This window comes from Bacillus sp. FSL M7-1345 (genome assembly GCF_038006985.1).
Taxonomy (GTDB): domain Bacteria; phylum Bacillota; class Bacilli; order Bacillales; family Bacillaceae_G; genus Bacillus_A; species Bacillus_A cereus_U.
Window position 1 is genome coordinate 2,989,259 of record NZ_JBBOWG010000001.1, and the last position, 12,471, is coordinate 3,001,729.

The window sequence follows — 12,471 nt, forward strand, 5'->3', positions numbered from 1 at the left end:
CGTATAAGCTAAACTATTAAATACACCATTTGGGAAGGCTCTTTTATTATAATTACATGCACAGTAATTAATACTTTATCACGTTATCTGTTTCTGTTGTAAAAATTTTTAAATTAGGTGTTTTTGCTCATCCCCCCGAAAAAGGAACATATGCTTAATTAATTAAAAAGTACACTTTTTGATACGTTTTTACAGACGTATCAAGGACTGAAATTGTGAATATGATCTATAATGAATATATAAAAGATTTCCTATAAAGAAACGTTATAAAAAAAGCTCTACTCATTACGAGCAGGCTCTCTATTTTCCTCACCCAGCCTACTTTATTTAAAGCTTCGGCTGCTTCTGTAAACGTTGGTGCATAAGTAGAAAATAATAAAAATAATGATACTATAAGTCCTATGATTTTCTTCATACTCGCATCTCCTTATCAATCCATTAAAAAACCTTTTAATTATATATTAAGTTTTGATACTATCGAGATAATAAAAAAAGATATGCATAATTACATATTTCTCTTATTGATAGAATGTATGGTTCTGGTGTGAAAAATGATAAGTAAAAAAGAATCAAGGATTCCTAACGGAATCACCTGTTAAGCAGTTAGTCCAAACAGCCGGTTCATAAAAATATTCTGATTTTAGACAGGCTGGTCCTGCAAATCAATTTGTTCTTTTTTGAGCATATGCATGGCTTCAACGCCACTCAATATAGAAGCTGATGTTTTGTATGATTTAAATCCCAACATAGAGCGTATACGTTTTTTAATAAAACGATGATCTTGTTCTACTATGTTTTTTAAATATTTTATCCTTCGGATTTTGGTGCCCATTGGTATCCTTTTTCTTCCTCCAACTGTTCGATAGCAATTGGATAAGCAGAATTCTTATCGACTGTTATAACACGAGACTTTGAAACATGAAAAGACTGCAAAGCTTTCTTAAAAAAGCACTTTGCAGCCTTATGATTTCTAGATTTACTCAAATAAAAGTCAATCGTGTTTCCTTCAGAATCAACGGCACGATATAAATACATCCATTGTCCTTTTATTTTTATGTATGTTTCGTCCACTCTCCATGAGTTATTCATTTGTTTGAGATGACGCCGAATTCATGCTATCGGTAAAATGATATGTGTCGTCAAGAACAAGACGCTAAACATCTGAACACGAACCTGTACGGTATGGTGGATAGTACCGTAGCTCCCGAACCTATACGGTCTGTCGTGAGAGTGGTGATGACACACCGCAACCTTGCACGTCAGCGATACCAGAAATGGACTTCGCCTTTGGTAGCAAGAACGCCACTGATGTTAGTCAGCTTGCCCCTTTAGGGGTGGGAGTGTCAAATAATTCAAACATCATATAGAACCAAGTTTATCTTATCTAGACTATAATAGCTTAGTCGCTCACAACAAGAGAGGATAGCAATTACATTTTTCTTATTTATTTTACCACTTGAACAGATACTGGTTTCCAGCCCTGATTCTCTACCCAATCAATATCAACCTTATATTTTTTATTACTTTGCTTATCTCGTACCTTACCGTAGGCTTTATTATTACCATTATTCCCAATAAAATCAAAAATCAATTGACTCTCTGGAACATCAACAGCATAAGAAATTGCTTTTTTCATCTCATTCCAATCTACTGTTCCTTCTTTAAATTGCATTGCAGGTTTTGCTCCTTGCTCTGTACCAATTGCCTTCCAGGAAGGATTAGTTTGAGAACCCTTTTCTTGAGATATCGTTTTTTCTCCCTCTTTATTTTCATTTTCGTTCGTTTTTACAGGCTCTTCTACTTTTTGTTTCTCTTCTAAATGTGCTGTTTCTTTATCTTTGTTTTTCTTTTCTTCTATCTTTGCTGCTTCTTTATCTTCGTTTTTCTTTTCTTCTATCTTTGCTGCTTCTTTATCCTCGTTTTTCTTTTCTTCTATCTTTGCCGCCTTTTTATCTTCGTTTTTTTTCTCTTCTATCTTTGTTGCTTTCTTTTCTTGAGCAATTGCTTTCTTTGATGTATCAGAAGTGAAAAACAACTGATATGTCACTATGCCAACTGTTACTAATACCACACTAAATGCGATATTAAATATCCCCTTATTACGACGATTTTGTTGTTTTTCTTGAAACCTGCTTCCTTGTCCCATTTTTCAAACCTCCGTATTTATTTTCGCCACTAATCTTTACGTATTGTTCCTAAGAATCTTAATATTTTTATTAAATAATAAAAATGAACTACACTTCCCATACAGAATTCCATATAAAAATAATAAAATTTATGCTTTTTCAAGTATCTGACATATGTTATTCAAAAATAGTTTAATAAATTAAAGATTGATAAGTTTCCGTACTTAAGTATACTTTTTAACAATTAAGCCTCTTCTTCACCGATTTATAATTTTTAAAATCAAATGCCCTCTTTAATTTGCGCTTTCCAATGGATATGCCGTAAAATCAAAAGAGATTTTACCTCTTTTACCTTCTTTTCAGAATAACTTTTGCCAATAGGAAATTCTATTATTCCTAATCTAACCTTTAATTCGCTTTCATGACAAAACGAATCTTTATGAAGTCCCCTTATCTTTTGTATAAAGCGCCTTTATTTTTTCTATATAGAGCATTATTTCTTTGTTTATAACCTTCTTAAAAGCTTCTTCTCTACTGTAAAAGTCATTTAAACTATACAATCCATACCATTTAATATGTAATGTCTCTATTAATTCCACCTCGTTTTCCAGACAATACTATTATTTCTGAATATTTTATTTATTACGAATACACATTCCCGCTTACTTGAATTAAAAATTGCGCTTTTCTATAATACATTTTATTGTTAATAACTTCAATAATGAATATGTACATATGTAGCATTGAATGGATGCAAAAAAACATAGAAATTTAATCTTTCTACGTTTTTCCTAACTTCAGATTATTTTACTATTTAAAAATCTTCCTTCCATTTCACTTTGTGATCGAATTCAAAACTATTTTTTGACAGCTCCTTGTTTATGAACCAATATAACAACAGTACCACATTTACCTTATGGTGGGCTAAATGATGAATAAAAACAACAGGTCTCAAAGACTCTTAGAACTTCTTGAAGCAAATAGAAAAAAGCATAAACCCACTCATGGTGCTTTATATGACGAATGCGTCTGCGTGTTAGGTACTGAAACTAAAGAATTATCTCCTGAAAGAGGATCAGAAATATACAAATTATTAAATGACTCTTACCCTTTTGAATGGTGGGGGTCAGCCGAGATTTATTTACTTTATCAAGGTAATAAAAAGGCTAGTTAGCCCCTATAATAGACTAACTAGCCTTTTTATTATTTTTTCCTTTTCACATATGTTCCTCATGCAATTTTCGTTCAGAGAATTCGATAAATTCTTCTAGCTTTTGTTTTTCTAAAACCGATACGAAAATATACACTAACTAAATTTCGACAAAAGAGAATGGAATTGATTCTATTTTTGGCAAATATTTTTATAAATATTACAATACACGAAATTACTATATTAATTTTAATAAAAGCCCCTGAAAGGAGCCACTTATTTTACAAGGTACTGTTCTACTTCTTTTATTAATAGTTCTGCACCTTCTGGACTTAATGTTATCTTACCGTTTGCTAATGACATGTTACGATTTGATACCTCTCCTGTTAATGCACAAACACCACCGGGCTGATATTTCTGTAAAACAATGTCTTCACCTTCTACAAAGATCTCTAATGGTGATTTTTCTTTAATACCTAGCGTATTTCTAAGTTCCTTTGGAATTACCACACGCCCTAAATCATCTACTTTTCTAGTCACTCCGGTTGCTTTCATCTAGCATCTTTCCCCATTTCATTATCAATTGTACCCAAGTTATTCTTTACTATTGTAACAAGCTTTTACCATATATGAAAATTCATTTACATTTACAAAAGAGCAAGTGGAACAAATAGAAAATTATTGGCATGAAAATAGGCTAAGAATCAAAATGAAGCAATTCGTCAGCTCGTAGAGAAAGGGTTAAGTCGTAAATAATGACTACCCTTTTTATTTTTCCTAAAAACCCTAAAAACGTATGTAAAGCCTGTATCCATCTTTACATGCGTTTTTATAATAAATAAGACCTATTGTATTAACTTCTTCATTAAAACGCAAAATAAACCAATTTGGAAAGCCGTTTTCAAATCAAACCTCATTTTTATACAATTCAGTCTTATTTACCGCTTCCCAGCGATTTTTCTGTCTTATATAATTGAATTAACAAATATTGGGGGGTAAAATGAATAAACAAAACGTATCATCAGCACTCGACAACCCTAGATTGTAAAGATGTTTTATCTTCCTTTGTGTATTGCATTTCTAAGATTTTCATTGCCCTTTATCCCTTTATACTTTACTTGTACCAATAACCCATTACTTCACCTTTTCTAAAACCATAAAGAACGTACTATCCGGTAGCGCAACTGCATTCCCAGACTCATCTTTAAACTCAATTTTCTCGTTTAGATGATTTATATATCCATCCTGCAAATAGTTCATAGCTTGAATGATGTTTACTTGATCTCCAAAGATACCCTTTACGAAATCCTTATAGTCGTTTGGTGTAAAGATTCCAAACTGCTCCTGCACCTCATGAACGAAGGAATCCTCGCCCCAGGTATACGTATATAAGAACTCCATCGCATCGTTAACAGGCATTTTGACTGTATTGTCTGCAAGTACCTCATACTGGATTATACGCCCCTTAAATTCATGGACATACTGCTCTAAGAACTTCATTCCGCCCGCATCTTTAAAACGAATCACACGCATTAACGTTTTATCTTCGGTCATGATGCCATCACGAATGATAATACGACCTCCTGGCTTTAACACCTCATAAGCACTTTGCAGACCCTTTTTAATTACTTCATGATTGAATTTCTTACCTTCATACTCGATATAAGAGAACAGCTCATGAAGGATAGAAGAATATACAATCGTATCAACCGATTCTTTGTCAAACGAGCTGCTTAAGTTGATTGCATCCCCTTTAATGACGTCCCAAGAACGACCCTCGTTCTGCTTCTTCTTTTTCAACGTATCAATCACGTTTTCGGAAATATCGATACCGTAGATTCGTTTATCCTCGGTCTCTTCTTCAATCATGTCTAGCATGACACCACCACCGGCTCCGACATCTACAACCGTATCTCCCTTTATATAATCAAGAATAATTCGTTTATCATCAGCCGAACTATTCATATGCTCCAGATACACTTCTTCGTTATGGAATCTATCATACGCATCCTTACGTAACCCGAAGAAATCAAACAGCAGCACATTTGCCCGAGCATGCATCATATCTATCTTTTCTGCCTCTACACAGAAGGTAATTAACGCCTCACCTACAGCAGAAAACTGAAACGACACATACGCAGTCTTCATATTTTCATCGACTTTAGCCTCAAAAGAAACATGCGTTGTATCCGGCTTCTCGTTCTCACGGTACTCCCGTAGATACTTCTCAATAACCCGCTTACGATACACGTTGTCCTTCTTCTCGCCTTTGAAATCATAGTGCAACTGCTGCATCAATTTCTCGAAATGGATATGCTGAACCTTTCCAGTGCCTATCTCGTTCTTTAACATAACAAAAACTGTCCAGATATCCTCGAAGCTAAGAGCATGCATAGACGGTTCTACATACCACAAATCCTTATCAGATAAGAAGGTTTGAACACCACTCTTCTCGCTCCCCATAATTATATCTTTTTCAAATGCTGACTCCTTATGTTTTGGCGTGAGTCTATGTATGCGAGAAGTAAATGGCTCCACATAACCATCAAACAGACCATCAATTGTAATCTTCACATCGTTCTTTACTTCACTCCACAAGGATTTTGATACGCCCTCAATAATACATTGGTTAAGATAGTATAGAATCTCCTTTAACCTAGCGTCTCCGTACTCTTCTTTATACGTGTTAATCAAATCAACATGAGAATCTAAACGAGCCTCCCCGCGGATATACTGCCCGATTAATCCATGTGTTCTAATTAAATCTCGAACAAATAAATACTCTGTAGAGTTTAAGTTTGTCTCTATACGTTCGATAAACTGAATATTACTAAAGATATCAGCAGAACCCTCGTTATGTACCAATAGGTTAATCCCGTTTTTCTTCCATTGCTCCCGCTGTTTTAAAGAGCCTACCTTTGCAAGCTCACTATACGTTAGTACCTTTTCAATAATATGATACGCTTCTTCATCTAAAGACAACCCATCTAACACTTGCAGCGTACGGTGTACATAGTACAACACCGCATCTGTCTTTAATGCACCAAGTACCTGTACATTCTCATAGTTTTGATGTATCTCCTCTGCCTCGATTAGATGCTTTAACCACGTAGGGAGAGCATCAGAAAACCCTTCAATGTATTTTTTTAGAACTTCAATGTTTTTCAGCTTATTTACCCCCATATATAATCAATATCCTCGCATTACCCTAACGCCCGTAACACATTAAGTCCATTCTCTGTTAGCTTTACCGCACCGTTTGGACAACCCTCACAACCTGTACTTTGCAATTAACCGTTTATTAAGCAGCGATTGTACCGTCCGTTTGTTGGGACCCCATAGCTCAGCAGGGAGAGCGCCACCTTGACAGGGTAGAGATCATGAGCCCGAGCCACCGGAGTCATACAACTACTTTCAAAATAGTTTATAACTTATAAAAATCTGTCTCATTAGTTCTTATTTCAGACCTTAATTTTTAAACTTCAAACATAAAACTCCTACGGTTGGAAAATCCGCCGGGGCCCACTTTAACTCCGATAAATTATTAACATGAACCCATATCAACTCGGCATGCTTTTTTGATTACATTTCTATAAAATCATACATTAAGCATAATTCCAATCTTTTCCGATATCACAATCCCCATATGGATTTATTCCATTAAATGCTCCAACATACATAACTTTCCCACTGCGAATGATCCATTCCATACCATGTTCCTCTTCCCATGTGCAATTTAATTCTAAATCAATGACAGGTTCAGATTTATTTTCAGGATTCGGAATACATATAGTATTTGGTGTAATATGAGGTAGAACATCTGTCAGTTTAGAAAATTCTATAATATCTTCACCTATATCATCAAGAAATTCATTACAGTATCTAATAGATGCTTTACAAAGTTTATTTATCAGTTCTTCACTTAAAGAATTTAAGTATGTTATACATAGCTCTGCGTATTTGATATCTGCATCTTGGTCTATGTATACCAGAATATTTTGATCAAATAATTCGAAATAGGCTTCTCCTTCTAATTCGGAATTTTCATTGGTTTTAAGGTTTTTAATAGCCATTTCATTTAATACCTCCTTTAAATTGAATTTTTCTATTATAAGTAGTCTCTATTTTTTTAAGGTTATTAACTAACTATATTTAAACTAATCGGAACAATGTCCCCTATTTTAGATACTGTTAGATTATTAAGAGTTTGATGGATACCAAGAAAATTTTATATCGCTATCAAGTGGTTTACCGTGTATTTCCTTGTTAATTAGGCTATACCATTCGTTTAATATTTGAGCCTTTGGTAATTGAGAGGCTGGGTCATCTTCCCAGATAATGTGTGAAAACCAAGCTTTTGTTTCCCATTCAAATTGTAATTCTGCAAACGAAATTGTAGGATGATCTGCTTCGATAAAGTGTTGGTTTACAGCATCTGAAACTTCCGAAGCTTGTGGTAATAACTCATTTTTAATTCTATTTTTTATTTCCTGATTTTCTATTTGATCCCAAAAATACAATTGTCCGTTTATTTGATAAAAAATATCAAATGAAGCCTCTCCCTTTTTCATATTAAGCAATAAAAAAGCACGCTCCACATTATTTCCAGCGGCTTTTACAGTATTAATAAGTAAATTTTGTGCCATTGAGACCCAATAGCTATTGGCTTCTTCTAGTGGGGATTCAATATACAATTCTTCATCTAATTCATGGATAGTGGCCTCTTTATTGTTTACTTGTTCCACCTTTTTAAAAAATCTACTGAAAAAACCCATGATTTCTCCTCCTCTTTGTGATTTCCTTGTAATATATTTTAGTAATTAGATAATATTGACAATGTAATCATATCATTTTCACATGAGTTATGAAACCAAGCTAATGAATGGAGTTTGTTCTTGTATTTCTTACATTCATTTGAGAAACTGAATGTAAGAAAGAGTTTGTTTTAAGTTGTAACGGATAGCACAGCTTCAATTTTGCAAAGATGGTGGGGAAATGGAAGAGAAAAACTTAAAAAGTAAGAAGTATTATAGAATTGCTTTTCTTGTATCAACAAGTTACATTTGGTTTTTGATTTTAGCAGTATACAGTATAGGTATTCCGCGATATATCGAGTTACTCGGGGGGATTTTTCTAATTACAGCCTTTACATTTTACTTTTCAGTACCTATTTTTTATATCACTTTACCTTTAGTATATATTCGTGTTGTACTTTCCTGTTTCCGTATATATACTACAGAGCGAATGTTGGCTTATTATGCACTTTCTTGTTTCGTTTTAGGGCTTGCTTTATTTGTTCCTTTAGCAATGTATCATTTGTATGAGGAGAACTACATTTTCGCGAAACAGGTTCAGGAACAACGTATTGAAGAAAAAGTAAAACATGAGGTTGAAAAAACTAATGGTCCCATAAAGATTACATATGTGACAAAGGCAAGTAGGGTGCAAGCGAATGAAGGTACAGGAAGTCCGGAATATTCCAAAATAAATATTCATTTTGAGTTAGTTAGCTGTGATGCACAAAATGAAGGAAAGAGCGGATTTTCATGCAAATCCTCTGTCGAAGCGTACTACAAAGATAAAAAGTGGCTGGTAGATTATAATTCAGAAGAAAATACAGGTGTTCTAAATCTATCTAAAGATAACCAACATGCTGTAGAGTTAGAAAAGCAGTTGGCTCTTACACCAGAGGAAGAAATGAATATCCGTAATATTTCTGAATCGAAAGCGATTCAGTATATGAAAAATGAGTATAACTTTGATTTAACAATTGTTGAACAAGTCTTTGACAAGCATACGAGTTCCTATAAAAAAGAAAATAGATCATCAAATGCAATTCATGCCCTAACGATTGAAGGATATGTAAACACAGATGCTCAAAAGAATGTCACAGTTAGGGTAGAATATGATCCGATTACAAAAAAATATTGGACTCATATCATTGAAATGAGTGATGAAGCTAAAAAGTAGATAGAAAACTTTTTTACAGAGTTTGAAAATGTAATTAGGGACATGGCCAGCAATATTACTCCAATTCTTTGGGCGAGCTGGCATATTGCAATTCATGGCTCTGGTCATTGTGGTGTTGATATAGCAGCTATTATAACAAACCTTGGTATCGTAGGTCTATTCCTTGGATACATATTGGCGCGTTATTGGAATGTATGGCTTATCATTATTATCCATGGATTAATGCAATATCTCGTTCAGTCCTTATTCCATTGAATGAGTTATCGGTAATATTTTGCAATTTCTATTTGGATATATTTTATGATATCACATCTCATGTTTTACAAAGAATTGCTGCCTATCAAGGATAAGAACTGAAAAAGAGTGTGTTTTAATCGAAGAATTTTCGAAAAACACACTCTTACTCTGGAACTATTATTTGAATTACTTTATAGCTTTTTACTTATACTTACTATAGAGAATCCCTAACTTTTAATCTATTACCTTCTGTTATTGTTTATCTAACGGGATCGAATTTCAATTCCACAAATGAACAATAGTCAACTGCTAAAGTTGAGTCTGTCAGTTACTCGGCATTGATATTATCTCGCTATTTTATCATTTGCTTTTGAAATTATTTGATTTGAGTCAATGTTTTATGATCTAAACTCTAACTAACAAACCCGTAGGGCTTGTTATTAAAATTCTCTAATATTGATTGCAAAGTGTGGCCTGAATCTCAGTTCAATAGCTTTTTTTCTTCTGTACATTGAATATTCAGCTTATCATTATAAGAATAGACTCGTTCTACAGAACTCCATATTAACATCAAACACACATCCTTCATTACTCTTACAATACATCGTTAATATTTTTCAAACGTAATATATTATTGTTTTTTATTAACAGACATAAAAATGATTCGTTTGTTTTTTGTTGATGATACCTAAGCATTATTTTTCACTTATTTATCAATCTTTGCAAAAAGACACCCAAGAATTAACAAAGATATTGTTTCTTCTGTTCAATCTTTTACAGAAAAACGGACGAAAATCCCATAGGTATGAGAAGAAAACAGTCTTTGATATCTTAGGCATTGTATATGATTGTACGTTGTTACAGAGTTTCAAAGTTGCATAATATTTTTCAAAACGCCTATTTGATAGGTTTATTTGTTATGCACATCTTTAGTGTAGTCTTAGAAATCCCAAAAAATCACACTCACATATACCCTCTTGATCCCCTTAGCTTGATGGTGATGTGGCGGTACCCCCACAAGTGTGACATATTAAAATTTGAACTTTATTTTAAAGCTACAAAACATCAAAAAAGAGAGTGAACAATTAGTTCCCTCTCTTTTTTGATGTTAATCATTATATAGATTAGATAACAATAGTTTCGTCATCCGTCACATTTTTATTTGCTAATTTCAAATAGAAATGCGATACAGTCGTTGTGTAATATGGGGAAATCCAAAGATACGGAAGATTTAATGTAAATATTCCTACCAATGAACCTAAAATAAACCAACCAATAAAACTTAACCAAGTGATGAATAAGTCTAACTTATGTCCTTTCATCATCGCTTTACTTTTTTTAATCGCTTCGCTTGCTGTACATTCTGGATCCTCTAACATAATGTAGTAAGCCATAGAATAAGAGAAAAATTTAATAATACCTGGAATAATGAACAAAAGACTCCATAAGAAAATGAATATTGTTTGTAAGATACCTAATTTCATAGCTCTAAATATATTATTTGACTTAAATCCAGCAAATAAATCACCAATTGTAGTAGATTCATTTTTTGCTAAACCTAAAGTGATGTTGTAATAACCGTAACTCATAACACTTTGCACAACGATATAAAGAATAAAAATAATAGCCCATATAATAATTTGAGATAAAATAACTCCAAAATTAAGTTTAGGTTCGCCATACGAATAATATACAAGGTTCTCAGGTCCTATAACATCTACAAATAAACCAAAAATTAAAAATACTACTATACCAATGAGATACATACTTGCTGCGGGAATGAGATAATTTAGGAATGTTGAACCTACTCCTAATCCCCAACGGCCCTTCAATGAAGATAAAGCCCCTTTTTTCAAATCACTAATCACCTTAGTTCCACCCTTCAATTTATTATATAAAAAGAATCCGCCCTAAAACTTCCACTTATAGGCAGTTCTTTTATTTAATCATATAAAAGCATAGATTAATAGTAAAATTATATTTTTAAGTGTTTATGCTCTTTTGCAACTCTTCCTTCTCCTACATAAACATGCAGGGACTTCCCACTCAATAGGTCATACTCTAATTGAATTTTGACTCCTGCCGTATGACTACTTCCACCTGAGCCTTGATAATGTGAAGAAAACTTGAATTTGAAATGTTGTAGAATCTAGAATCCGAATTCGCTTAAAAATCGTGGTGTATTGATGAATTATTTCTTTTACAGAATGAAATTTCCTGTTAATTGGAAGGAATGTTTGTAAATTAAAGAAATTTAAAAACTAGGGAATAAATATTTTTGTTTTTTCTGAATTTTAACTTTTAAGTTAGAAGGGATGTCCCTCTACCTTTTTGTTTGTTATGTTTTTAAAATATAGAGGAAATTGCTACTATATGTTTCTAACTAACATTTTAGCACTAGATGAAACTTTGAAATAAAGTCGTACTGTTTATAAAGGTTCCCGACTAATGCGAGTTGATTATCAGATGTTGTTTTCTTAACTTGATAAACATGTATGGTGACCCCTATATTATAATTACCTATATGATATAACCGATATCAAAAAAGGAGTGTCTCTAATATGTACAAACTCAAAACAATAGAAACTAACAATAGTGTACTTGAGTTTATTGAAAGTGTTGAAAATCTTAACAAACGAGAAAGTGCCTATCAATTATTAGATATATTTACTGAAACAACAGGATATACAGCAAAGATGTGGGGACCTAGCATTATCGGATTTGGTACATACCACTATAAATATGAATCTGGTCATGAAGGCGATGCCCCATTAGTTGGTTTTTCTCCTAGAAAAGCCAAAATTAGTTTATATTTTACAACCGGTGACCCAAGACGAGAAGAACTATTGAAAAAATTTGGAAAGTACACGTCTGGAAAATCATGTATATATATTAATAAAGTAGCAGACATTGATATTCATGTTCTAAAAGCGCTAATCGAACAATCTGTAAGTTTTTTAAAAGAGACGTATCCAAATAAATAGAAGG

10 protein-coding genes and 5 pseudogenes are annotated in these 12,471 nt (G+C 33.1%); 5 read left to right on the plus strand and 10 right to left on the minus strand.

What is annotated here, in order from left to right:
* Window positions 1–226 precede the first annotated feature (226 nt).
* The 4 genes and pseudogenes from MHB76_RS15590 to MHB76_RS15605 all read right to left on the minus strand — a co-directional run bounded on the left by MHB76_RS15590 (window position 227) and on the right by MHB76_RS15605 (window position 2,725).
* Entirely contained in the window at window positions 227–415 is a 189-nt protein-coding gene (locus MHB76_RS15590; RefSeq protein WP_016105469.1) for a hypothetical protein, read from the minus strand.
* Window positions 416–640: 225 nt separating this feature from the next.
* Window positions 641–1,110 (minus strand): annotated as a pseudogene (locus tag MHB76_RS15595) (IS6 family transposase); the annotation flags it as partial.
* 334 nt (window positions 1,111–1,444) lie between these two features.
* Entirely contained in the window at window positions 1,445–2,146 is a 702-nt protein-coding gene (locus tag MHB76_RS15600; protein ID WP_016105472.1) for a YrrS family protein, read from the minus strand.
* 237 nt (window positions 2,147–2,383) lie between these two features.
* Window positions 2,384–2,725 (minus strand): annotated as a pseudogene (locus tag MHB76_RS15605) (sodium:proton symporter).
* A gap of 329 nt (window positions 2,726–3,054) precedes the next feature.
* Between MHB76_RS15605 and MHB76_RS15610 the strand changes: the two are divergent.
* Window positions 3,055–3,300 (plus strand): hypothetical protein, encoded by a 246-nt coding sequence (locus MHB76_RS15610; protein ID WP_016105473.1) that lies wholly within the window; start codon window positions 3,055–3,057, stop codon window positions 3,298–3,300.
* 252 nt (window positions 3,301–3,552) lie between these two features.
* On the opposite strand, the gene MHB76_RS15615 is transcribed toward MHB76_RS15610, so the two are convergent.
* From MHB76_RS15615 to MHB76_RS15630, 4 genes are all read right to left on the minus strand, one after another.
* Complete coding sequence (locus MHB76_RS15615; protein WP_016105474.1) at window positions 3,553–3,831, minus strand: AbrB/MazE/SpoVT family DNA-binding domain-containing protein; 279 nt, start codon at window positions 3,829–3,831, stop codon at window positions 3,553–3,555.
* Between the two features lie 579 nt (window positions 3,832–4,410).
* Window positions 4,411–6,459, minus strand: coding sequence for a class I SAM-dependent methyltransferase (locus MHB76_RS15620; RefSeq protein ID WP_078174473.1), 2,049 nt, complete (start codon window positions 6,457–6,459; stop codon window positions 4,411–4,413).
* Between the two features lie 422 nt (window positions 6,460–6,881).
* A complete protein-coding gene (locus MHB76_RS15625) occupies window positions 6,882–7,349 on the minus strand; it encodes a DUF6985 domain-containing protein (protein ID WP_078174474.1) in 468 nt (155 codons plus the stop codon).
* Between the two features lie 126 nt (window positions 7,350–7,475).
* Window positions 7,476–8,051 (minus strand): hypothetical protein, encoded by a 576-nt coding sequence (locus MHB76_RS15630; protein ID WP_078174475.1) that lies wholly within the window; start codon window positions 8,049–8,051, stop codon window positions 7,476–7,478.
* A gap of 220 nt (window positions 8,052–8,271) precedes the next feature.
* Here MHB76_RS15630 and MHB76_RS15635 point away from each other — a divergent pair, with 220 nt between their 5' ends.
* The 3 genes and pseudogenes from MHB76_RS15635 to MHB76_RS15645 all read left to right on the plus strand — a co-directional run.
* Window positions 8,272–9,246 carry a hypothetical protein gene (locus MHB76_RS15635; RefSeq protein ID WP_078174476.1) on the plus strand — a complete coding sequence of 325 codons (975 nt, stop codon included), beginning with the start codon at window positions 8,272–8,274 and terminating at the stop codon, window positions 9,244–9,246.
* Between the two features lie 34 nt (window positions 9,247–9,280).
* Window positions 9,281–9,501 (plus strand): annotated as a pseudogene (locus MHB76_RS15640) (CPBP family glutamic-type intramembrane protease); the annotation flags it as partial.
* 672 nt (window positions 9,502–10,173) lie between these two features.
* A pseudogene (locus MHB76_RS15645) lies at window positions 10,174–10,365 on the plus strand (IS4 family transposase); the annotation flags it as partial.
* 242 nt (window positions 10,366–10,607) lie between these two features.
* Here MHB76_RS15645 and MHB76_RS15650 read toward each other — a convergent pair.
* A complete protein-coding gene (locus tag MHB76_RS15650) occupies window positions 10,608–11,351 on the minus strand; it encodes a DUF975 family protein (protein WP_016105479.1) in 744 nt (247 codons plus the stop codon).
* A gap of 140 nt (window positions 11,352–11,491) precedes the next feature.
* A pseudogene (locus tag MHB76_RS15655) lies at window positions 11,492–11,684 on the minus strand (IS4 family transposase); the annotation flags it as partial.
* A gap of 360 nt (window positions 11,685–12,044) precedes the next feature.
* On the opposite strand from MHB76_RS15655, the gene MHB76_RS15660 reads away from it, so the two are divergent.
* Window positions 12,045–12,467 carry a DUF1801 domain-containing protein gene (locus MHB76_RS15660; protein ID WP_016105480.1) on the plus strand — a complete coding sequence of 141 codons (423 nt, stop codon included), beginning with the start codon at window positions 12,045–12,047 and terminating at the stop codon, window positions 12,465–12,467.
* The last annotated feature ends 4 nt before the right edge of the window (window positions 12,468–12,471 follow it).

Bases quoted from the DNA above. Each gene is read 5' to 3' on its own strand.
- MHB76_RS15590 (WP_016105469.1), bottom strand. From the start codon at position 415: ATGAAGAAAATCATAGGACTTATAGTATCATTATTTTTATTATTTTCT.
- MHB76_RS15600 (WP_016105472.1), bottom strand. From the start codon at position 2,146: ATGGGACAAGGAAGCAGGTTTCAAGAAAAACAACAAAATCGTCGTAAT.
- MHB76_RS15610 (WP_016105473.1), top strand. From the start codon at position 3,055: ATGATGAATAAAAACAACAGGTCTCAAAGACTCTTAGAACTTCTTGAA.
- MHB76_RS15615 (WP_016105474.1), bottom strand. From the start codon at position 3,831: ATGAAAGCAACCGGAGTGACTAGAAAAGTAGATGATTTAGGGCGTGTG.
- MHB76_RS15620 (WP_078174473.1), bottom strand. From the start codon at position 6,459: ATGGGGGTAAATAAGCTGAAAAACATTGAAGTTCTAAAAAAATACATT.
- MHB76_RS15625 (WP_078174474.1), bottom strand. From the start codon at position 7,349: ATGGCTATTAAAAACCTTAAAACCAATGAAAATTCCGAATTAGAAGGA.
- MHB76_RS15630 (WP_078174475.1), bottom strand. From the start codon at position 8,051: ATGGGTTTTTTCAGTAGATTTTTTAAAAAGGTGGAACAAGTAAACAAT.
- MHB76_RS15635 (WP_078174476.1), top strand. From the start codon at position 8,272: ATGGAAGAGAAAAACTTAAAAAGTAAGAAGTATTATAGAATTGCTTTT.
- MHB76_RS15660 (WP_016105480.1), top strand. From the start codon at position 12,045: ATGTACAAACTCAAAACAATAGAAACTAACAATAGTGTACTTGAGTTT.